Origin of the sequence: uncultured Methanofollis sp. (assembly GCF_937919355.1) — an archaeon.
In the GTDB taxonomy this organism is placed as follows: domain Archaea; phylum Halobacteriota; class Methanomicrobia; order Methanomicrobiales; family Methanofollaceae; genus Methanofollis.
This window is the reverse complement of the sequence record NZ_CALFSA010000190.1, coordinates 1-20,426: the sequence shown is the minus strand read 5'-3', so window position 1 is coordinate 20,426 and position 20,426 is coordinate 1. Positions and strand designations below refer to the sequence as shown.

The window sequence follows — 20,426 nt, the reverse complement described above, 5'->3', positions numbered from 1 at the left end:
GAGCGTCGCCGTGCCCGTCCATGCGGACGGAACAGAGATGCCGGTGGTCGTCGAAGTCACCGTGTTCGAGGCGACGGAGATATCGGCCGCACCAGGGGCGACCTCGATGCCGGTCGGTGCGTCGACGGTATTGCGGGAGACGGTGCCGCTCCCATAGATGCCGACCGCCTTCGCGTTCACCTGGTTGCCTGTGACGGTCGCCGCACCGGTTGAGATGCCGTACCGGGCGCTGCCGGTGATGGTGTTCCCTGTGATGACGACGCCAGTCCCGCTGACATTGATGCCGACATCGCCGTTTTTGACCTGACAGTTTTTAACGACGATATTCGACCTGTTCTCAGCGAAGATGCCGGTCATGTGTGGGGTTTTTCTGTTGAAGACCATGATGGTGAAGTACCCACCGTCCAGAGTGACATCGTCCGAGGCGATGACCACCGGTTTTGCATGAGCAGAACCACCAAACCAGTACTCGCCGGGCGCGGTGATCGTGTAGGTCATGGTGGTTCTGTCGTACGTGTATCCGGTGCCACCCATGATCTTCAACTCGCCGCCGCCGGACTCCGAGACCCCGCAGAGGGGCATGGCATCGTACACCCGGGAACCAGTGACGACCTCGAAAGCCTCCTTATGGTATCCCTTCGCTGAGGAGTGTGTGTCCGAGTAACCGCTCGCGCCGTCGGTCGAACCCCACCAGTTGCCCGCGGTCCATTCCCCGCCGACGATGTTTCTCTTAAAGACCGGGGTCTCCGCATTCCATGCGTACTTCTCCAGCGCGGCCGTCAGGACGTCCGGGTGGATATAGGACGAGGTGTTGAAGGCATTGTTGTAGATCCTGGACGTGCCCGGCATTCCGCCGGTGAGAAAAAGTGCGGGGCCATCAGCGCTGATACAGTTCTCCGTCATGGTGAGGGCCGAAACGGAGTTCAATTTCAGGCTGGCGGTAGCGCTCGTGCCTGTGACAGTGTTGTTCCTGATGACGCTCTTCGAACCGGCCCTGGACCCGGAGTTCATGGCAATGATGCCGTACCCCTCAGCCGCAGAGACGCCGCAGCCCGAGACCACGTTGTCGGTGAGAGTCAGGTCTGAGAACCCGCTGCTCAGGAAAACACCACAGCCGCCTTTAACGCAGTCGACGCCCGAGTCGGAGACGCGGTTGCCCGTGACCTCGGCGCCGGCGACCGACTGGATGCCGTAGCCCATGGGACTTTCACGGCCGCACCCGGTGACGATGTTGTCCCTGATAGACCCGTCTTCGGACCTGATGCCGAAACCAAACGAGAGGTCGCTCTCTCCGTTGCTGAAACCACTGTCGGTGACGGTGTTCCTCTCGATCGTCGTGCCGGCCATCCCGAAGATGCCGTTCCCGATATTTTCGCCGCCAGCGCCGACGGTCTTGCCGCAGTCGGTGACGGTGTTACTGGAGATGACACCGCCAAGGCCAAAGATGCCGCTGCCTGAGACTTCCTCGGCACCTGAGGTGGTGACCTTGCCGCAGTCGGTGACCGTATTGCCGGAGACGACAAGACCGGTCTTCGCATAGATGCCGTACGACCCCGTGCGTCCGTCGCGGCTCTCGGCGATCTGTGCGCACCCGGTCACGATGTTGTCTGAGACGCTGCCATCATAGCCCATGGCCAGTATCCCGTAACTCCCTGGCCCCGGGGTCGTGCTGACCGGAGGATTGCCGCAGTCTTTCACCGTGTTCGAGGTGACGACGACCTTCTGGGACGCCGCGTAGATACCCTGGCAGTCCGCACTCTTCAGAGAGGTGATCGGTTCGCTGCCGCATCCGGAGACAACGTTGTTGCGGATTGTGGAGGTCCTGAATGCCTCGGAGCGGATGCCCGCACCCTGATATCCAGTGATGTTCCCGAAGTTTTCGATGGTCGCAATGCCCGTGCTGTCCGTGACCTGCACGCCGTATTTCTGGCTGGCGACATTGTCGGGGTCGGGCCTGAGCGTGTGGCCGTTGCCGTTCAGCACGACACTCCCGTCGACCGAGACCAGGAAAGTCCCGGAGACGTCCTCCTGCAGGGTGTACGTGCCGGGGGAGGTGATCGTGCAGACGCCGTCCACGAATGCGTCCTGCGTGATCTCAGACGGAGTGACGGCGAGGGCCGATATCTCATCCGCCTGTGCTATTCCCATATTATTGCCATCGGGCAGTGAAGCCGATATCTGCTCCGCACCGGGAGTGCCGGTCCCGGATCCGTTTCCTCCGGGAAGGGTGTCGATTTTTTCTTCCGGGACTCCAGCGTCTGATACGCTCTCGTTTCCCTGTATATCTTCCGCCGCTACAGCGGGCATGCAGCAGACGACCATTGCTGCCATAAAGAGCAGCACCATCCATCGTATATTTTTCATCGAACCACGGTCCTTCGTACAAGACACACGATATCGCCAGAGTTGGCAACCGTGTACCCGGGTAATAATTTTTAGTATATGTGTAGCACGAGATTCGATATATAACATATAGTTTCAGATTACATATCCGACAACATGAACTGTATCGTTACCTAATGCAGAACATCTGAGGAAAAAAGCACACAAATAAGTCATTTAAAATAATAACATGCGGCGGGGAGTCCACTGGTGGCGGCGGATCAGTGCTGAACCGAAAAAAGAGTGCGCGATCCCTGCCGCACCATCAAGTTTACCTGCCGGGCGGCACCACCGCACCGACATACAGGTCAGAGATGTACCTCGCATCCGCCAGGTCGACGACACCAAATGGCTCGACATAGTCGGCACGGAGGTCGGGTTCTGATGCCGTGTCCTGCGCACAGGAGTACACATAGGCGACATCCCCGATTTCGGCCTCGATACCGTTGTCATTGATGTCCAGTGTCGTTATCGACGGCAGGGTCGCCCGTGCCATCAGGACAGCGCGGGAGGCGTTGACCCTCCCGCCCGAGGATACTCTCCCGTCAAGAGAGGGGATTTTGTCCACAGAGTCGATCAGGATCTGTTTCGTCTCTTCTGCTGTCAGACTCCGGTTCACCGATTTTATCAGTCCCGCAGTCCCTGAGACCAGGGGCGTCGCCATGGACGTGCCGCTGTAGAACGCATAGCCTTCTCCGGGGTCATTATACCGGGTGATCGTAAAACTGTCCAGCCAGGCAAAACTACCCGGACTCTTGGAATAATACAGGTATCCAATATAGAGGGGGTCGTCGCCGAGCATTGTGGCATACCTGTCCAGTTCGACAACCCTGGAGACAATTTCCCGGTGCGAACTCCCGGTGATGACGTCGGCGGTGTAACAGGTATCACTGTTGATCATGTCGTTGTAGGACGGATAATTTTTGAAATCGGTGGTGGAAACGAGCACCTGAAGTTTGTCTGTCCCCTGTTTGAATGTGTATGCAGTGACGAACTCCAGCGCGGTGTCTTCGAGGTCGGTGAACGAGGAGTTATAGTAGGCAAGAGAGACGTTCACGCCGGAGATGCCCAGCGCGTACCTGTCAGTCCCGCTCATGGGGCCCCCGCTCCAGTTATCGCTCTCCAGATAGGAGAGCACGTTCCAGTCTGCCGACGACGACTCGGTGATGTCGTCCTCATATGCCGAGGACCATACAGGAACCGTGGAGAGGATCCCAACGCCCGGTGCCGCCACATGGACGCTGATCTTGCCGTAGTTGGAGAAGAGAGCAGGGTCGTCTTTATTGTCGAGGGCGGCGACAGAGAGCACGTTCGGGCTGTTGTAGTTCGCCGGGTACATCGGGAAGGCGTCGTTGTCGGTGCCGTCGTTGCCTGCGGCGCAGACCACCAGTGCCGACGACGCCCGGATCGCATCCCTGTACGCTTCGCTCCCTTCGGCACCGCCGAAGGAACAGCTGATGACGTCGGCCCCCATCGCGGTCGCATACTTGATGGCGGCAATGGAGTGATAGACGGTGCCGTACCCCTGGATGTCGAGCACGCGGACGGGCATGATCCTGGCCTTCCACATCATGCCGGCAACACCGGCACTATTGTTCCCGACGCCGGCGATGGTACCTGCACAGTGGGTTCCGTGCCCGTTGAAGTCCATGGGGTCGTTGTCCTCGCTGACAAAGTCCCAGCCGCGGATATCGTCGACATATCCATTGCCGTCATCGTCGACGCCGTTGTCCGGGGTCTCTCCTTCGTTCTTCCAGATGTTGGCCGCAAGGTCGGAGTGGGTGTACATGACGCCACTGTCGACAACCGCGATGATCACGTCAGAAGACCCTGTAGTGATGTTCCAGGCAGCGGGGACACTCATGTCAGCGCCCGGTGTTCCGGCCTGGTTATTGTAGTAGGCCATCATGCCCTCAAAGCTCTGGCCGTCCTGCAGAACCTGGCCGGTGTTCTTCATGCCCCACAACTTCTCAAAGTAGGGGTCGTCCGGTTCTTTCAGGGCGTGCACATAATAGTTCGGTTCGGCATATTCGACAGTGGAGAGACTGTTGTAGTAGGCGACCGCGTCTTCGACAGAGACACCTTCGGGAAGTTCCACGACCTGCATGCCAGGGACAAGGTCGTCCAGGTCATCGGCCACTTCAGCGCCGAGGGCAGAATGCGCTTGTCCCGATGCCGAACAGAGAGATGGACCGTCTCCTGCCCCGTCAGCAAACCGTACGATGACCGTGCTGGGTTCGTACATGGATGTATCGGGCACGACCGCACCGCTAAAGCCCGATCCCTGGACCAGAGAGACAACCGATAGCAGACAGAGAGTTGCCAGAAGGACGGTGAATCCCCTCAATAATCTCTTGGAAGGGGCGTGAAAAATCATATTTGCGAAATTGTAATGCATAATACCGATTAATTAGGTGGGATACATTCACATATAATCATTCTTTTTTCACACTGACTGATACTTAATATGCTGCAAGTATTATGCGGCCGGGGCGCGGTATTACCATGAAAAAAGAACGCAGATAAAAGAGGGGGGAAGCAGTCACCGAAAATAGGGAGAATGAGATTTTCTCACTTCTTCTCCCACTTATACAGTTCCTGCACCTGCGCGAGGGTGCTCCCGCGTGCGATCTCCTCCCGCACCCGCTCCTCCATCTTCTTCACTTCGAGGGCGCGGCGGGCAACCTCGTAGGCCCGCTCCTTCGGGATGACGACGGCGCCGCTCTCGTCCGCGATGATCCAGTCACCGTGCCTGACCTGCTGGCCGCAGCAGGCGATCTCGGCGTTGATCTCACCAAACCCTTTTGCCTCCCCGGCGTTCGGGACGCAGGCGCGGGCGAAGAGGGGGTACTGCATCGCCCTGATGTCGTCGACGTCCCGCACGGCGCCGTCGATGATGATGCCACTGATGCCCCGGTTCTTTGCCGAATGGGTGGCGAGTTCGCCCCAGGGGGCGACATGGGTCCCGCTGTCATTGTTGATCACGAGGACATCTCCCGGACGACAGAGGTCGATCGCCTCGACGGGTTTGGCCCAGTCACCCGCGAAGGTCTGAACCGTCACCGCGGGGCCGACGGCCTTCACGCCCCTGGTGAGGGGGACAAGGCCGTTCATCGCCCCTTTCCGGTGCATCGCATCGGTGACGTTGGGGGCCGAGACCTGCATCAGGATCGCCCGGATCTCCTCGTCCGGGGAGGCTTTCTTCACGGGGGTAAGGGATGGGTCGTCGAGAGCCGCCCGGATCTTCCGTGCCGACCCTTCGACGTCCCCGGACTTGACGATCCAGCCACCGACGATGACGGTATCTGCACCGGCCCGCACCGCCTCGGCCGCGGTCGCGGCGTCGAGGCCGCCGGCCACCGCAAGGGGGATGGAGACCGAACCGGCAAGGGTGCGGAGGAGTTCGACGGAACTCCTGCCGAGCATCTGCTGGTCGATCCCGACGTGGGCGTTGATGATGTCGACGCCGAGAGTTTCGAGTTCCTTCGCCCGCCTGGCCGGGTCGGCGACATGGATCAGGTCAGCCATGACCTTCACGCCGTACAGCCGCGCGGCCCGCACGCACTCGGCGATGACCGAGTCGTCGGCGTCGGCAAGGACGCAGACGATGTTCGCCCCGGCCTTCGCCGCCATCTCGACTTCCATCGTGCCGGTGTCGGCGATCTTCATGTCCGCAACGATCACCTGGTGGGGGAAAGCGCTGCGGAGTTCGCGCACCGCCGCCATCCCCTCGCTCTTGATAAGAGGGGTGCCCACCTCGATCCAGTCGGCACCGCCCGCGACCGCTTCCCTTGCGATCCGGGCGGCCCGGTGCAGTTCAAGGATATCGAGCGCCACCTGGAGCGTCGGACGTGTCATGCCTGAAAATGGGGGCGCGAAGGTTTTAAGGCTTGCTTCTGCCTGGAGATGGGAAGCGTCACCAATAAGAGGCAGCCCCATAAACCAGTAGGAGAGAACATTTCGAGGGAATATCATGATCAAACTCGTCCTATTACGGCATGGTGAGAGTGTCTGGAACAGGGAGAACCGGTTCACCGGCTGGACCGACGTCGATCTCTCGGAGAAAGGAGTGGAGGAGGCGCACGAGGCTGGCCAGGTGCTGCGGGAGGAGGGCTACACCTTCGACTGCGCCTTCACCTCGGTCCTGAAGAGGGCGATCCGCACCCTCTGGATCGTCCTCGACGAGACCGACCTGATGTGGATCCCGGTGACACGATCCTGGCGGCTGAACGAGCGCCACTATGGCGCCCTCCAGGGCCTGAACAAGGCAGAGATGGCGGCGAAGTTCGGCGATGAGCAGGTCTTCATCTGGCGGCGGAGTTATGCGACGCAGCCGCCGGCGCTCGACACCGGCGACCCCCGCCACCCGTCCCACGACCGCCGGTATGCGGAGATCCCGGAAGCTGCGGCCACAGGGACCGAGTGCCTGAAGGACACGGTCGGGCGCTTCCTCCCGTACTGGAACGAGGAGATCGTCCCGGCCCTGAAGGCGGGGAAGAGGGTGCTCATCGCCGCCCACGGAAACTCTCTCCGTGCCCTCGTGAAGCACCTCGACGCCATTCCCGACGACGAGATCGCACACCTGAACATCCCGACCGGCATTCCCCTCGTCTACGAACTCGACGACGACCTGAAACCCCTCCGCCACTACTACCTCGGCGACCCGGCGAAGGTGAAGGCGGCGATCGAGGGGGTCAAGAAGCAGGGGACGGCAAAGAAATAATTTCTCTTTTTTGGTCCTTTCAGGACTCTTCCGGAGATCAAAAAGATCTGGAGGTCCCCGACATCAGCCAAGGGAGGATCACATGAATAATTATGGTATTGAAAAAAATGGGGCCTCAGTGGTGTTCCAGAGATCCCCGCACAAAGGACGTGCCACCTATGCCAGTTGGTACTGCCGCTGAATGAGCTGCATCCCCCCGTCCTCCAGGAAGTTGTCCAGAAATATGTTCTGCACAAGTTCCCATCCCTCCAGTTCGGTCTCACCTTTCTCGGTCGGGAAGTAGAGCCAGAGACGTTCCTTTCCCACCCTGAAGAGACAGAACCGCCGTCCTTCCTTGTAGAAGGTCACAAGGCCCTTCCCGGTCCTGTTGAGTGGTGAGACCAGCGGGTCGTAGCCCACCGTGAAGGTGACGCCCCCGCCCAGCGCGAGCGTCCGGTCGAAGAGGTCGAGAGCGATCTTCCGGTAGACCGGGCTTTCCGGGAGCTCCACCCTCCTCTCGAAGTCAGATGGATCGCGTGAGTGGACGCCGGCGTCGTAGGCCTCGTAGAAGTCGAGCAAACGCTCGATCACGTCGGAGAAGGATTCCCGCACAGTGCCAAGAGCCCTGAGGCGGGCGTATTCCTGTTCCCTGACGCGAACCGTCCTCGTCTCCATCGTCCGTCCGGCCGCGACCTGTTCGATTGCCAATTCAGTCATAGAGTCTTCCCCCTTGCACCGAAGTGCATACCCCTCTCTGTGCACAAATAATAAAAATGTATCTAAAAGTATGAACATTAATGACAATATTGAAAATATGTGATACATAAGAATAACGGAGAGCAGGGTACGGTCACGACAGGGAGGGAAAAAGAAGGAGGACGCTCACCTGCGGCGCCGCCACCCGTCCATGGCGGCGCAGAAGGCGCAGGCAAAGCGCGTGGTCATGTAGGCATGGCTGTAGCCTGCGAGGACAGTGTGCTCCGAGAGGCCGTCCCGCCCGTCGGCGATGCCCTTGCCACGGGTGAGGCGGAGGGCAAAGCGGGCGTCGGTTGCCGGGTCGACGGAGGAGTAGTGGAACTCGTGCCCCCGGAAGGAGAGGCCGGCAGGGAGAAGGGGGGAGGTGCCAGTGCTCTCAGCCTCCACATAGCCGAGGGCCTGGAAACGCGGGTTCATGCGGGCGTCGGCAGGGATGACGCCAGCCATCGGATAGTCGACGTCCGAGGCGAGGTGTTCGCAGAGGTAGATGAGGCCGCCGCACTCGGCATAGACAGGCATCCCGTCTGCCGCGGCCGCACCGAGTGCCCGGGTGCAGGGAGAGCGGGAGAGCGCCTCTGCATAGAGTTCGGGGTACCCGCCGCCGAGGTACAGGCCGTCGACGTCAGGGAGGGGGTCGGTGAGAGGGGAGAAGAAGACGAGGTCGGCACCGGCGCGCCTCAGGAGGTCAAGGTTGTCCTGGTAGTAGAAGCAGAAGGCGGCGTCCCGCGCCACACCGAGGCGGACGCGGGGAGAGGCGCCAGCGCCGGTATGGAGGGGGAGTGCAGCTGTCGGGGCCGAAGAGGCTGCGGCGACAAGGGCGTCGAGGTCGCAGTGCTCCTCGCAGACCGCACCGAAGGCGGCCATGCTCGCCTCTCCCGCCATCGCAAGGCCGAGGTGACGACTTGAAACGGCCTTCGCCTTCTCCGTCGGCACCCACCCCAGTGCCGGGACAGTGAGTTCCTCCTCGATCATCTGCCTGTGGCGCGGACTCCCGACCCTGTTGAAGATCACGCCGGCGAAACGCACCGCGGGGTCGAAGGAGGCGTAGCCGCGGACGAGGGCGTGGGCGCTCCGTGACATGCCACCGACGTCGGCGACGAGGACAACGGGCGCGCCGAGAACCTTCGCCACGTGAGCGGTGGAGCCGAGGTCGCCTCCTTCGAGGCCGTCATACAGCCCCATCACGCCCTCGATGACGGCGATGTCGGCACCGGCAGACGCCGAGGCGAAGGTCTGCACCACGCCCTCTTCTCCCATCATGAAGGGGTCGAGGTTCCTGCAGGGGCGGCCGCAGATCGCGGTGTGGTGGGAGGGGTCGATGAAGTCCGGGCCGACCTTGAAAGGCTGGACGACAAGACCACGCACCCGCAGCGCCGCCATGACGCCGCACGCGAGGGTGGTCTTGCCGCAGCCCGAGTGGGTGCCCGCGATGATGATTGCCGGGATCATAATGGAGGATCTTGGCGAGGAGGAAAAATGAAGGTATGGTCAGAGTCCAGGTCTCAGAACCCCGCAACCACCACGAAGAGCCCTGACGCCGGCACCGGGGGTACAGCTGCTGTCCCGGCGGCGATCCTCTCCTCGGGGTAGCCGAGGTCCTCGCAGACGGCGATCCGCACCTCGCCGTCCAGCGCCGCCGCAAGGTCGGGGACGGAGAAGGCCGGGTCGGCGATGAGGAAGACGACCCGGCCGCGGCCGATCTCCTCGACCGCAAGCGCGATCGCCGCCGCGTGGTCCTTCCCGTGGGCGTTCACAACGACGCCCCGCACCAGGGAGACACCCAGGCGGGCGAAGGCGACCTGCATCGAGGAGATGCCGGGCACCACCTCGCCGCCGAGATAACCGAGGCCCGCAAGCATCGGGTCGCCGGTCGAGAGGACGACCGCGTCGGCAGGGAGGGAACGGATGGCCCGGTAGTCGTCGATCTCGTGCACCGCGCACCCGTCGCGGATATGCGGGCGGGCGAGGGCTATAGCACGGGCCGAACCATAGACGAGGGAAGCGGCCGCGATGACGCGGACCGCCTCCCCGGTGAGCATGCCCGGGCCGCAGCCGACACCGACGACCTTCATCCAGAATCCCCCAGGATCGTGCCTTTTCTATCAACGACCACGACCCGCACCCCGGGGTGCTCCTGACGGGAGCGTGCGAAGGCCCGTTCCAGCACGCCGGGCCAGGCCAGGGTGGCGGTCAGTTCCTCCACCGTGGCGCACCCCGTCCCCTGGAGGACATCGGGGTCGATGAACTTCAGGACCAGGCCGGGCAGGCCGCAGATCACCGCCGCGCCCCGCACCTCCGCGAGGGCGCGGCCCAGGTTCACGCCGACGAGCACGGCTTCGTGGGAGGGGAAGAGGAGGCGGGAATAGCGGAGACCGACCCTGCCTGTCGTCAGCACTACCCGCTCCGCCCCCCTGATCCTCTCGAAGGCGGACTCGGAGAGGTGGTCGTCCCAGGGCTCAACGAGGCCGGTCGACCCCAGGACCGAGACCCCGCCCTCGACACCGATGCGGGGGTTGAGGGTCTTCTGCGCGACAGCCGCACCTTCGGGGATGGAGAGGCAGACCCGCACCCCGGCAAGGCCGACCTCCTCCCTAGCCTCGCAGGCCGCCCTCTCGATCGACACCATGGCAGTCTGGCTGACCGCCGCGTCCCCGGCATGGTAGCGGGGGGTGTCGCGGACGAACCTCCCTATCCCCTCGCCGGCGACGACCTCGACGCCCGCGGGGGCAGGGCGGGCCGTCGCCACGAAGAGGAGGTCGGCGGTGACGTCGGAGGGATAGTCGCCCGGGTCCTTCCTCGCCTCGCCCCGCCCCCCCGCACCGAGGGCAGGCACCGTGACCCGGATGCCGCAGGGGAGGAGGACGGCGACCTCCCCCACAGGCCCCAGGAGGGAGAGGACCGCCGCCTTCGTTGCGGCGGCGGCCGTCGTCCCTGTCGTGAAGCCCCGCCTGAGCACCCGGCCGTCGGCAGTCAGCACGCCGAGGCCCGCCCGTGCGCGCGCCAGGGCCGCCGGGTCCTCGCACCTCGCGACCCACTCGCCGGGGTAGGCGTACCCCGTCACCGGGTCGACGACCCTCTCCTCACTCCCCACGCGTCCTCTCCACATACATCGTGATGATCTCGTTCATCGCCGCCACCGCGGGCGGCGTCCCCCCCCGCGTCCCCTGCGTCGAGATCGAGGGGATGTCGAGGGTGCGCAGTACCTCCTTCGACTCCGCGGCATTCACGAACCCGACGGCCATCCCGATGACCAGGGCAGGCCGCACGCCCTCCTCCCGCACCATCGAGCAGAGGGAGAGGAGGGACGAAGGGGCGTTGCCGATCACGACGATCGCACCCTCCAGGCGGTCGCGCAATGCGATGAGGCCAGCGGAGGAGCGGGTGATCCCCCGTTCCGCGGAGATCTCCCCGCCGAAGTCGAGGGCGCAGAGCACCTCAGACGAGTGCTCCTTCTTCCGGATCCCCATCTGCACCATGTGGATGTCGGTGATGATCGGGGCACCCTTCGCAAGGGCCGAAAGCCCGGCAGAGATGGAGTCGCCCTTGATCCGGACCAGGTCGGCCATCACGAAGTCGCCGACCGAGATCGCACACCTCTGCCTGATCCTGTCCTCCGGCGTCCTGTCGCCGACCACCTGCCGTGCGAGGGCGCGGCTCGTCTTCGAGATCGTGTAGCCTTCAGGGGTGTCGGCACCGGGGTCAATATACATACTTCCTCCCATAGCCCCGCGGCGTCAACATCCCGCCGTCCTTCATCCTGAAGGTCTCCTTCCCGCCGATGAAGACGGCCGTGCGCATGTCCACCGCAGCGTCGTCCTCGGCGAGAGCACCGAGGGTCGTCGTCGCTGTCTCCTGCCCCTCCCTATAGGCGTTCCGCACCAGGCCCACCGGCGTCTCCGGCGGGAGGTGACGGGCGGCGATCGCAAGGGCGCGGCCCAGGTTCTCCGGCCTGCCATGACTCTTCGGGTTGTAGAGCACGACAGGCACGCCCATCTGGAAGGCGAGGTCGAGGCGGTGCTCGATCTCCTCCCAGGGCGTGAGGAGATCAGAAAGGGAGAGGGTGACATGGTCGCCCGAGAGGGGTGACCCGAGGAGGGAGGCCCCGGCACAGGACGCCGTGACGCCAGGCACGACCTCGTAGTCCACCGTCTCCCCTGCGCGGTCGAGCACTTCAAGGACGATGCTCGCCATCCCGTAGATACCGGGGTCGCCACCGCTCACCATGACGACCCGGTGGTCGCGGGCCAGGTCGATGCACGCCTTCGCCCTGTCAACCTCGCGGCCCATCGAACTCCTGACCACCTGCTTCCCCGGCAGGAGGGGGGCGATCTGGTCAAGATAGAAGGCGTTCCCGACGACGTACTCCGCCTCCCTGATCGCCTCCACGGCCCTGCCTGTCATCTGTGCCATTCCGCCGGGGCCGATGCCCACGACGGAGAGTTTTCCTGATTTATCGTCCGATTGCAACGGTCACATCCCCATAGACATGTTTTTTCAGCACCAGTTCACCCCGGCGTGCGAGTGCGAGCACGGCGGGTTCGGCGACCCCGACAAGCCCGATGAGCCCGGCCCGCGAGGGCGAGGGGGGCGTCAGGGCATTGATCGTCCTGTCGGGGAGGCAGAGGAGGACGCCGCCGAGAGCGGCGACGCCGTCCCGCAGGCCGGTTTCATCACGTTTCTTCTCTGTCGTGGCGTAGACGAGCACCTCCCCGGACTCGATCCCGACCTCTGCAAGGGCCGAGCGTATCGCCGCCTCGACCGCGGCCGCCGGCACACCACGCCGGCACCCGACGCCGACGACATACTCCCCACCCCGCACCAGCACGGAGACGGCCGGGGAGGCGACGACGACCGCCGGGCCGCCGACCGTATAGACCGGCACGTCCCCATCAAGCATGGCCGCGTTCACCGGCAGGGTGGAAGGGGGGTTCGCAATGACCGTACCGGTCGCAGCCGCCACCCCCTCAACGCAGGGGCGGCCCAGGGCCTCGGTCGCCGTCGAGATGACGGGCACGGCGCCGATCGCCTTCCCGATCTCGCGAGCGAGATCGTTTGCGCCATGGTGGCCGCCGAGAATGGGAACCGCAAAGCGGAGGTCGGGACTCACGACGACGACCGCAGGGTCCTTCCACTTGGTGGCGAGGAGAGGGGCACACTTCCGCACCGCGATCCCTGCCGACATCAGGGCGACGATCCGACCGTAGTCGGCAAAGGCCCGCTCGAAGACGTCGGGGGCGTACGGGAGGAACTCCCCCCCGATAGCCTCTGCAAGCCGTCTGGCCTCGTCCTCGAAGCGCTCCAGCGCAATGACCGCCGCCGTCATCCGTACAGGTCCGAGTTGGTGTAGGCCGACCTGGTGGCGTCGACGACGCCGCCGATGATGATCAGGGCCGAGCGCTCGATCCCGGCGGCCCGCGCCTTTGCCGCGATGTCGGCGACAGTGCCCCGCACCACGATCTGGTCAGGCCAGGTGGCGTGGTACACGACGGCCGCCGGGGTCTCAGGCGGGCAGGCAGCCTTCGCGAGCACCTCCTCCATATGCTCCGTCCCCAGGAAGACGACCATCGTCGCCCCTGTCCGGGAGAACTCGGCGATCTGGTCGCTCTCCAGGGTCGCGCCCGCCGGCCGCGTGACGACCACAGACTCAGAGACTCCCCTGAGGGTGAACTGGGTCTTCAGGGCGGCGGCCGCACCGAACATCGACGAGACGCCGGGGACGACCTCGACCTCGATCCCGGCCTTTTCCAGGTCCGCGATCTGCTCGATGATCGCACCATACAGCGCGGGGTCGCCGGAGTGAAGCCTGACGACGCACTTCCCGGCATCAGCGGCCTCGCGCATGATACGGACCATCTCAGGGAGCTTCATGCCCCAGGAGTCGTACTTCTCCGGTGCCGGCGACCGGGCGACGAGCGCCGGGTTCACGAGCGACCCCGCGTAGATAAGGACGTCAGCCCGCATCAGGAGGGTATTGCCCTTCACCGTGATCAGGTCGGGATCGCCGGGCCCTGCGCCGACAAAATACACTGTCTTTGTCATCTCTTCTTCCTCGCAAACAGCACACTGAAATAACTGCTCTCCTCGGGGAGGGCGTCGTTCCTGACGACCTGCTGACCGTCCATGTACATCCTCTCGACCAGCACGAAGTCGTCGAAACCCTCGGAACGGAGACGCTCCGCCGTCTCCTTTGGTTTCTTCACCTTCAGGAGGAGGCGCGCCTCCTCATCGGACCCGTCGCTCACTCCGATGCCGCCTGCGACGTGGACGCCCGCGACCGAGGCGAAGGCAGTGATGGCGCTGATGCCCGGCACGGTCGCACACTCCACGTCAGGGTGGCGCCTTTTGAGCACCTCCGTCAGGCGGGAGAAGGTGCCATAGAAGTTCGGGTCGCCGAGGATGCAGAAGACGGCAAGGCCGTCCCGCGCGTGGGGGGCGATCCTCTCCGCGTTCTCCTCGATGCACCGGGAGATATATGCCTCGTCGTCAGTCATGGGGAAGGAGAGGACCTCGACGTCGGTGCGGTACGGGGCGATGATCGCCGCCGCCACCCTGCCCGGCACGAAGACGGCGTCCGCCTCCCTGATCAGGCGTGCTGCCTTCACGGTGAGGAGTTCGGGGTCGCCGGGGCCGATGCCCACGCCGACGAGCACTCAGGCCACCTCCCCGATGACGAGCCAGACCGGATTTGCCGGCCGAAACATCAGGCCTGTACCGAGGGGATGGGTGCGGGCGACCTGGAGGGAGACGGCCTCCCTGAATATCCCGAGGCGCTGCATCTCCTTCACAGCCCGATCCAGGGTCTCCAGGAGGACGCAGTCGACGACGATCCGACCCCGCACCGTGCGGGCGAGGACGCCGAGCACCTCTTCAAGGTCTCGGGAGCCCCCGACAAACGCGGCGCCGAGGGGTCCGGCGGCAGGGAGGACCTCCGCGGCCTCCCCGCAGACTACCTCGATATTCCCGGCTCCAGCCTCAGCAGCAGACTGCCGTGCCACAGCAGCCGCCTCGGGGCGGCGGTCGATGGCGATCACCCGTCCGGCCGTGCGGGCGGCGGCGACCGCGATCTTCCCCGTGCCGCACCCGACCTCGGCGACGGTGCACCCCGGCACGATCCCGAGGTGCCAGAGCGCCACGGCCGCCACCTCGTCCTGTGTCGGGCCACCCGAAAGTCCCCTGTCCATGTAGTAAAGGTGATTTGCGCAGGGTAAATAACCCTTGTCTTCAAAGGTCAAGAAACACCGGGATCAGACTGGGTATTACAGCGGAGAAAAAAGATCGGGGGAACAGCCCCACACACCTTTCAATTTTCTGAATAACTTTCCTGGAAGACGAGATCGTCCAGGTCTTTCTTCTCAGCGATTTTCAGGTCCTTCGGGTAACCCGCCGGGACCAGAGAGACGAGAGTGTACTCCTCAGGGACGCCAAGGAGCGCACGCACGTCCTCGGCATACTCCTTCTTATCTCCGGCTACCCAGCAGGAACCGATCCCGTATGCCCACAACCCAAGGATGAGCTGGGTGGTGGCCGCCGAGCAGTCCTCCAGATAATACTTTGCGTCTCTCCTGCCGAAGACCGCAAAGCAGACCTGAGCACCGGCGATGAACTTCCCGTGATCGGCGAGGTCGGCGATCTTCTTCAGGGTTTCTTTCTCCTTGACCACGCCGAAGAGCCATGGCTGTTCGTTTCTTGCCGTCGGGGCGAGGTGGGCGCAGTCGAGTGCGTCCCTGACGATCTTCTCCTCGATGGGTTCGTCCTTGTATTGTCTGATAGAATGGCGCGTCCTGAGAATGGTAAGCCCAAGGTTCGGACCAAGATACATGCACCTCACTAGGCCGTGAAATAGGATAAGATTTGTGTGCGCAGAGCACGATTCGGAGAGGGGCAGGTAGGGGAAAGACGGCTTCTACCGCAGGTCTCGCACCCAGAAAAACCAGTCGACTACCTTCCCCCGGCGCAGGCCGGGGGCTTCATCGAAAATCAAAGATTTCTCGAACTCGCTAACGCTCGTTGCCCCCCAAACCCCCACCTTAGGATAAAACGGCGAAGACTGAAGAGGGAAGGTGTGAGAGGTTGCCCTCCGCCCGGTTCAAGGCGGCAATCTGCGGAGATAATCATAAAGTATCGCCAAAAAAGTTAGAACGGCAGGAGACTGCCAAGCCAATCAATGAAATTTGCAAAGCCCTGCGGGATGATCACCGTGGGATCGATCCCGAGGATCGGCGAGATGAACACGAAGTAGGAGATCGTCCCGATAGTCGATCCAACGTTGGCAAGGGCGGCGACGAGCACCACCCGGAAGATCGGGACCTTCCGCATCTCGGAGAACGTCTCCGAGTCCATGATCTTATGGAAGTCCGCTGCCGAGGGCTTCCTGATCTTCGCCTCCACCAACGCCGCAAACCATCCCGCGGCGACAAGGGGGTTGAGCGAGGTCGCCCATGCCACCGCAAAGGCCGTCGCCGCCGAGAGAGGGTGGCCCCCCGCGACAAGGGTGAAGACCGCCGCAAGGACACCGTGGATGAGCACCCAGTACAGGATAGCCCAGACAAGCACGCTGGTGCCGACGCCCGAGAAGGCAATCGAGATGATGAGCAGGGCAAAGATCATGACGACGATCCCGCCCAGGATCTTCCCCCAGGGGTACTTCTTCGGTGCGGCGGTGAGTTCGGCGTCTGAGGGGAGGAGGTTGGGCGCCGCAAGGTAGCGCCCCACGCCCTGCACATGCCCGGCACCGATCACCGCCATCACCCGGTCGTAGCGCTGCGAGAGGTTGATAAGACGGCGGGCGAGATACGCGTCCCTCTCGTCGATGAGGGCCCGCGCACCATTCGGTGAGAACTTCCTGAACTCCTCCAGCGCCACAGCAACGACGTCCTGACGGGTCAGGGCGTCGATGTCCAGTTCCTGGTCATCAGTCCCGCCGAGAGAGACAGCAAGGGCGTAGACCATCTTCATCTTCTCCCAGAGGGTCATCCCCTGCCAGAACCGCGTCAGGGTCAACCTGATATCGCGGTCGATGAGGGCCAGAGGCAGACCGCGGGTCTCCACCTCCTCGATGGCTGCGACCATCTCGGCGCCGGGTTCCACCCCGACGTCCATCCCGATCTTGCGCTGGAGATAGGCAAGAGTCCACTGAAAAAGAAGTTGCGAGAAGTTTCCGGACTTCAGGATGTCATCCACCTTCGGCGGCGCCTGCTCCTTCCTGAGGGCGGCATACCGCCCGGCGTCAAGTTCGACCCCGACGATATCGGGGGCAAACTCCTCTATCGCCGCCCGTACTTCTTCGACACTCTTCTCCGACACATGCGCCGTCCCGACGAGCCTGATCTCACCCATGGACGACCCACACTCCTTCGCTGTCAATCACCGCAACACTTCCTGAAGGGAGAGGCCCGGCCTTCATGACCGCCCTGATCCCTGCTTCCTCCCTGATCTCGGCCTTCTGCCTTTCGAGCAGGGTGCGAGCGAGGGCAACCGCATCCTCCCGGCCGATCGGCCTCCCTACACCCGGACATTCAGAGACGATCAGTCGGTCGCCGTCAAGCATAAAGGGATAGGTTCGACAGATCCAGGGCCGGGCGGCGTACACCGTGCACTTTTTCCCGGAAAGAAAGCGGCAGTGCCCCTCTTCCCGCTGCAGACACCAGTCGAAGGTGAAACGCCGACCGTCTTCCCCGTCCAGAAATTCTGGGTAGGGGTCGGCGACCTCCTTGACAGGGATGCCTGCCGCCCCCGCCACCGCCCTGACCTCAGAAGGCGAGACAATGACAAGGTTTGAATCGTCGGAGACCTCGGTGCAGCAGGCGCCGCAGCGCGTGCAGGCAAACCCGATCCCCATGACCTCGTCGGCGAGGTCGTCTACTCCCCGCATATCCTCTCGAAGTTGCGGAAGATCAGGTCGCCGTTCTCAGTGTGGCTCACCTCAGGGTGCCACTGGACGCCGTAAACGCGGTCCTCCTCAGACCCCATCGCTTCGACAGGGCAGATATCTGAGTGGGCATAGACGGTAAAGCCCTCCGGGACTCTCTTCACCTCGTCAGCGTGCGAGGCCCAGACATGGATCTGGTCAGGATAGCCTGCAAGGATCGCACTCTTCCCTGCGATGTCGACGGAGACACCGCCGTATCCCCCGTGGGCGCCCGGACCGACAATGCCGCCACGTGCCGTCGCAATGATATGGAGGCCAAGGCAGATGCCGAGCACGGGCAGTCCAAGGTCCAGATATGCGGCGCAATTGCCGGCGCGCTCAAGGGTGGGCCCGCCGCCGAGAATGATCCCGCAACACCCCTTCTCCACCTCTGCCGGCAGGGTGGTGTTCGGGACCATCGCCACCTCGATCTCCATATCCCGCAGTTTGCGGTGGATGAGGTGGTTGAATTGCCCATGGTTGTTCACGACAAAAATGGGAAGCATCAAAAAAGTATGGATATATCAGGGTATATCATTTTTCAGCGGAAGGAGATCGCGGTCGAGAGGATGGTGGACCTTATCTCCTCGGGGGAGTGGCCCATGAGCCGCGCCAGGAACATGGCACCGCCGGCACCCATGCCCTCTTTCACCTCGCCCTCGCAGTACCGGGCGATCCCGCTGTCACCGATGGTCCCGAAATCCGGGTCGACGAAGTAGGCCTTCACGCCGATCGCGGCGGCAATCGCCTCGACATTCGCCGAAGCGTCTCTCCGCACATATTCGGTCGTCGCAATCGGGACGGTCTTCTTCCCGAGGCCCTTCAGGACGGCGTCGACGGCGAGCATCTGGGTGCCGCCGGCAAAGACCAGGGTGCCTGTATAGGTACTCGCAATACCGGCAGCCACCGGCATCATGGGGTCACCGCCGATCCGCACGACGTCGAGGGAGTCCAGGATCTCGGCCTTCTCGACCTTCTCCATCACCGCCCGGCAGATCTCCTCCTTCAGGCCTACAGGGTTAGTGATGAAACTGCTTGAGACCCGCGCCTCATAGCCGAGGGCACGCAAAACGCAGAGGGCCGTCGTTGTTCCGCCGGGGACGCACTCGCCGAGGACGAGGAGGTCGGCGCAACGGGAGAGGTGACGGCCGACCCTCTCACCCGCGGCAAAGAGGGCACGCGCCTCCGGCACGGCCTCGCCTTTCCTGGGGTCACCGCCAGCAGAGCCGTAGACGTCGATACACGGCACGGTTGGTCTGTTGAACATACCGGCATTCACGAATACAGGTTCGATGCCGGTGAGGGCCATCATCGACTTGGTGATCACCGCCGGCGTCGGGCACCCGGTCGGGGTGTTCGGTTTGCAGGGCATGGAAGTGATCGCCCCGGTGGTGATCAGTTCTGCGTCCAGGATCGGGGTGAAGACCGTCTTCTGGGGCGACGGCCCGGCCCCGGAGACACCGGGCACCATAGAGAGCGCGGTGTTACCGAGCACGCTCGCAAAGAGCGGCCGGGAGAACTTTATCGAAGGAACTTCGGAGAGAAATGCCATACACGGTATAGAACGAGTCTGACATTAAAGTCTCCTCGTCGTCACGGCAGGAGAGCAGTACGGCGACGCAGGACTTATCGCCGGGAACACCTCACATACCTACTCAGAATGACCCTCAAACCTGTACGCGCTCTCCTGCAGTTCTGCACTGTCCTCCCCCTCGGACGACCTGCAGACTTCGACGCCTTCGCCCGCCACTCCTGGCTCTACCCCCTGGCAGGGTGGGTCATCGGAGGGTGTGCCGCAGGCATCGCCTTCCTCCTCTCCGGCAACCCCGGCCTTGCCGCGGCCGCCGCCGTCGCCACGGCGATCGTCATCTCGGGAGCAAACCACTTCGACGGCCTCCTCGACCTCGGTGACGGTCTGATGGCGCACGGTAGCCGGGAAAAGCGGATCACCGCCCTCACTGACAGGCAGATCGGTGCCGGGGGCGTCGCCTGCGGCATCCTCACGACCCTCCTCGCGGTTCAGGGTCTTTCCACCGTCGCCTCGATCCCACTCGCCGTCCTGACCGCCGAGGTCTGCGCAAAACTTGCCATGGCCTGGATCACCGCCTTCGGCACACCATTCCATGAAGGTATCCATGCCTACCTTCACGGCTTTGCGCAACCCTGGTTCGCGGTCCTTGCCCTCCTCCCGGTCGTCCCGCTCGCCCTCCTGGTCGACCCGGCCTCTCTTGTGAAGGCCCTCCTCGCAACCAGCATCGTCACCGCCCTCCTCATCGCACTTGCGTATCGTCTCTTCGGCGGCGTGAACGGCGACGTTGCCGGTGCCTCGAACGAGATCGCACGGGCAGCGGCCATTATCGCCCTTGCAGTCTAGGGCGCATACACCTTTTTATGCTCGTCTCCTGCATCTATTCCTGATGATACAGCAGGACAAAGCCATCTATACACGGGGTGGCGTGATCACGCAGAGGAACCCCGACCTCTGTGCGATCAGGGTCAGGATCCCTGCGGGTGTCCTCTCCATTGAGAAGATGAGGGGTATTGCACGGATCGCCAAAAGATACGGAAAAGGCGAGGTGCACCTCACCACTAGGCAGACCATGGAGATCCCGGACGTCGACGCCACCAAAATCGTGGCGATCTCCCACGCACTCGAAAAGAATGGGACACCTCTTGGCG

General features: G+C 63.1%; 20 protein-coding genes and 1 pseudogene. 3 read left to right on the top strand and 18 right to left on the bottom strand.

The window, feature by feature from the left end:
- The 3 genes from Q0520_RS09615 to hxlA all read right to left on the bottom strand — a co-directional run.
- Nucleotides 1-2,331, bottom strand: a 2,331-nt coding sequence (locus Q0520_RS09615) for a right-handed parallel beta-helix repeat-containing protein (protein WP_298669424.1), incomplete at its 3' end; no start/stop codon positions are given.
- Between the two features lie 322 nt (nucleotides 2,332-2,653).
- Complete coding sequence (locus Q0520_RS09610) at nucleotides 2,654-4,627, bottom strand: S8 family serine peptidase (RefSeq protein WP_298669423.1); 1,974 nt, start codon at nucleotides 4,625-4,627, stop codon at nucleotides 2,654-2,656.
- Nucleotides 4,628-4,953: 326 nt separating this feature from the next.
- Nucleotides 4,954-6,240, bottom strand: coding sequence for a 3-hexulose-6-phosphate synthase (gene hxlA / locus Q0520_RS09605; protein ID WP_298669422.1), 1,287 nt, complete (start codon nucleotides 6,238-6,240; stop codon nucleotides 4,954-4,956).
- Between the two features lie 115 nt (nucleotides 6,241-6,355).
- Here hxlA and gpmA point away from each other — a divergent pair, with 115 nt between their 5' ends.
- Nucleotides 6,356-7,105, top strand: a complete 750-nt coding sequence (gene gpmA, locus Q0520_RS09600; protein ID WP_298669420.1) for a 2,3-diphosphoglycerate-dependent phosphoglycerate mutase — start codon at nucleotides 6,356-6,358, stop codon at nucleotides 7,103-7,105.
- A 156-nt stretch (nucleotides 7,106-7,261) separates the two neighbouring features.
- Here the strand turns inward: gpmA and Q0520_RS09595 are convergent, their stop codons facing one another.
- The 15 genes from Q0520_RS09595 to cobT all read right to left on the bottom strand — a co-directional run bounded on the left by Q0520_RS09595 (nucleotide 7,262) and on the right by cobT (nucleotide 19,299).
- Nucleotides 7,262-7,801: a hypothetical protein gene (locus Q0520_RS09595; RefSeq protein WP_298669416.1), complete on the bottom strand. Its 540-nt coding sequence runs from the start codon at nucleotides 7,799-7,801 to the stop codon at nucleotides 7,262-7,264.
- 165 nt (nucleotides 7,802-7,966) lie between these two features.
- Nucleotides 7,967-9,289, bottom strand: a complete 1,323-nt coding sequence (locus Q0520_RS09590) for a cobyrinate a,c-diamide synthase (RefSeq protein ID WP_298669413.1) — start codon at nucleotides 9,287-9,289, stop codon at nucleotides 7,967-7,969.
- Nucleotides 9,290-9,342: 53 nt separating this feature from the next.
- Nucleotides 9,343-9,912, bottom strand: a complete 570-nt coding sequence (locus tag Q0520_RS09585) for a cobalt-precorrin-7 (C(5))-methyltransferase (RefSeq protein ID WP_298669410.1) — start codon at nucleotides 9,910-9,912, stop codon at nucleotides 9,343-9,345.
- Nucleotides 9,909-10,946 (bottom strand): cobalt-precorrin-5B (C(1))-methyltransferase, encoded by a 1,038-nt coding sequence (locus tag Q0520_RS09580; protein WP_298669407.1) that lies wholly within the window; start codon nucleotides 10,944-10,946, stop codon nucleotides 9,909-9,911. Before Q0520_RS09580 ends, Q0520_RS09585 begins: the two co-directional genes overlap by 4 nt.
- Nucleotides 10,921-11,550 (bottom strand): precorrin-8X methylmutase, encoded by a 630-nt coding sequence (locus Q0520_RS09575; RefSeq protein WP_298669405.1) that lies wholly within the window; start codon nucleotides 11,548-11,550, stop codon nucleotides 10,921-10,923. Before Q0520_RS09575 ends, Q0520_RS09580 begins: the two co-directional genes overlap by 26 nt.
- Nucleotides 11,540-12,271, bottom strand: a complete 732-nt coding sequence (cobJ, locus tag Q0520_RS09570) for a precorrin-3B C(17)-methyltransferase (RefSeq protein ID WP_342765264.1) — start codon at nucleotides 12,269-12,271, stop codon at nucleotides 11,540-11,542. The genes Q0520_RS09575 and cobJ overlap by 11 nt, the downstream gene beginning before the upstream one ends.
- 19 nt (nucleotides 12,272-12,290) lie before the next feature.
- On the bottom strand, nucleotides 12,291-13,163 hold the full coding sequence (cbiG, locus tag Q0520_RS09565) for a cobalt-precorrin 5A hydrolase (protein ID WP_298669399.1): 873 nt from the start codon (nucleotides 13,161-13,163) through the stop codon (nucleotides 12,291-12,293).
- Nucleotides 13,160-13,879, bottom strand: a complete 720-nt coding sequence (gene cobM, locus Q0520_RS09560; RefSeq protein WP_298669396.1) for a precorrin-4 C(11)-methyltransferase — start codon at nucleotides 13,877-13,879, stop codon at nucleotides 13,160-13,162. The genes cbiG and cobM overlap by 4 nt, the downstream gene beginning before the upstream one ends.
- Complete coding sequence (locus tag Q0520_RS09555; protein ID WP_298669393.1) at nucleotides 13,876-14,490, bottom strand: cobalt-factor II C(20)-methyltransferase; 615 nt, start codon at nucleotides 14,488-14,490, stop codon at nucleotides 13,876-13,878. The genes cobM and Q0520_RS09555 overlap by 4 nt, the downstream gene beginning before the upstream one ends.
- Entirely contained in the window at nucleotides 14,491-15,021 is a 531-nt protein-coding gene (locus tag Q0520_RS09550; RefSeq protein ID WP_298669390.1) for a methyltransferase domain-containing protein, read from the bottom strand.
- A gap of 119 nt (nucleotides 15,022-15,140) precedes the next feature.
- The gene (locus tag Q0520_RS09545; RefSeq protein ID WP_298669387.1) at nucleotides 15,141-15,659 is read right to left on the bottom strand and encodes a nitroreductase family protein; all 519 of its coding nucleotides are present in this window, start codon (nucleotides 15,657-15,659) and stop codon (nucleotides 15,141-15,143) included.
- A 314-nt stretch (nucleotides 15,660-15,973) separates the two neighbouring features.
- A complete protein-coding gene (locus Q0520_RS09540; protein WP_298669384.1) occupies nucleotides 15,974-17,176 on the bottom strand; it encodes a TraB/GumN family protein in 1,203 nt (400 codons plus the stop codon).
- Nucleotides 17,169-17,711, bottom strand: coding sequence for a YkgJ family cysteine cluster protein (locus Q0520_RS09535; RefSeq protein ID WP_298669381.1), 543 nt, complete (start codon nucleotides 17,709-17,711; stop codon nucleotides 17,169-17,171). Before Q0520_RS09535 ends, Q0520_RS09540 begins: the two co-directional genes overlap by 8 nt.
- Nucleotides 17,699-18,253 (bottom strand): GMP synthase subunit A, encoded by a 555-nt coding sequence (locus tag Q0520_RS09530; protein ID WP_298669378.1) that lies wholly within the window; start codon nucleotides 18,251-18,253, stop codon nucleotides 17,699-17,701. The genes Q0520_RS09535 and Q0520_RS09530 overlap by 13 nt, the downstream gene beginning before the upstream one ends.
- 35 nt (nucleotides 18,254-18,288) lie before the next feature.
- A complete protein-coding gene (cobT, locus tag Q0520_RS09525) occupies nucleotides 18,289-19,299 on the bottom strand; it encodes a nicotinate mononucleotide-dependent phosphoribosyltransferase CobT (RefSeq protein ID WP_298669375.1) in 1,011 nt (336 codons plus the stop codon).
- A gap of 108 nt (nucleotides 19,300-19,407) precedes the next feature.
- Between cobT and cobS the strand changes: the two genes are divergently transcribed.
- Both cobS and Q0520_RS09515 read left to right on the top strand, forming a co-directional pair.
- Nucleotides 19,408-20,121 (top strand): adenosylcobinamide-GDP ribazoletransferase, encoded by a 714-nt coding sequence (gene cobS / locus Q0520_RS09520; protein WP_298669372.1) that lies wholly within the window; start codon nucleotides 19,408-19,410, stop codon nucleotides 20,119-20,121.
- Between the two features lie 43 nt (nucleotides 20,122-20,164).
- Nucleotides 20,165-20,426, top strand: a pseudogene (locus Q0520_RS09515) (nitrite reductase); the annotation flags it as partial.

Excerpts from the sequence above, each read along its gene's own strand:
- Q0520_RS09610 (WP_298669423.1), bottom strand. The coding sequence starts at position 4,627 with ATGTACGAACCCAGCACGGTCATCGTACGGTTTGCTGACGGGGCAGGA.
- Q0520_RS09530 (WP_298669378.1), bottom strand. The coding sequence starts at position 18,253 with ATGCTTCCCATTTTTGTCGTGAACAACCATGGGCAATTCAACCACCTC.
- Q0520_RS09535 (WP_298669381.1), bottom strand. The coding sequence starts at position 17,711 with ATGCGGGGAGTAGACGACCTCGCCGACGAGGTCATGGGGATCGGGTTT.
- Q0520_RS09545 (WP_298669387.1), bottom strand. The coding sequence starts at position 15,659 with ATGTATCTTGGTCCGAACCTTGGGCTTACCATTCTCAGGACGCGCCAT.
- Q0520_RS09595 (WP_298669416.1), bottom strand. The coding sequence starts at position 7,801 with ATGACTGAATTGGCAATCGAACAGGTCGCGGCCGGACGGACGATGGAG.
- Q0520_RS09585 (WP_298669410.1), bottom strand. The coding sequence starts at position 9,912 with ATGAAGGTCGTCGGTGTCGGCTGCGGCCCGGGCATGCTCACCGGGGAG.
- cbiG (WP_298669399.1), bottom strand. The coding sequence starts at position 13,163 with ATGACGGCGGCGGTCATTGCGCTGGAGCGCTTCGAGGACGAGGCCAGA.
- hxlA (WP_298669422.1), bottom strand. The coding sequence starts at position 6,240 with ATGACACGTCCGACGCTCCAGGTGGCGCTCGATATCCTTGAACTGCAC.
- Q0520_RS09580 (WP_298669407.1), bottom strand. The coding sequence starts at position 10,946 with ATGTGGAGAGGACGCGTGGGGAGTGAGGAGAGGGTCGTCGACCCGGTG.
- cobT (WP_298669375.1), bottom strand. The coding sequence starts at position 19,299 with ATGGCATTTCTCTCCGAAGTTCCTTCGATAAAGTTCTCCCGGCCGCTC.
- Q0520_RS09540 (WP_298669384.1), bottom strand. The coding sequence starts at position 17,176 with ATGGGTGAGATCAGGCTCGTCGGGACGGCGCATGTGTCGGAGAAGAGT.
- Q0520_RS09575 (WP_298669405.1), bottom strand. The coding sequence starts at position 11,550 with ATGTATATTGACCCCGGTGCCGACACCCCTGAAGGCTACACGATCTCG.
- gpmA (WP_298669420.1), top strand. The coding sequence starts at position 6,356 with ATGATCAAACTCGTCCTATTACGGCATGGTGAGAGTGTCTGGAACAGG.
- Q0520_RS09550 (WP_298669390.1), bottom strand. The coding sequence starts at position 15,021 with ATGGACAGGGGACTTTCGGGTGGCCCGACACAGGACGAGGTGGCGGCC.
- cobM (WP_298669396.1), bottom strand. The coding sequence starts at position 13,879 with ATGACAAAGACAGTGTATTTTGTCGGCGCAGGGCCCGGCGATCCCGAC.
- cobS (WP_298669372.1), top strand. The coding sequence starts at position 19,408 with ATGACCCTCAAACCTGTACGCGCTCTCCTGCAGTTCTGCACTGTCCTC.
- Q0520_RS09590 (WP_298669413.1), bottom strand. The coding sequence starts at position 9,289 with ATGATCCCGGCAATCATCATCGCGGGCACCCACTCGGGCTGCGGCAAG.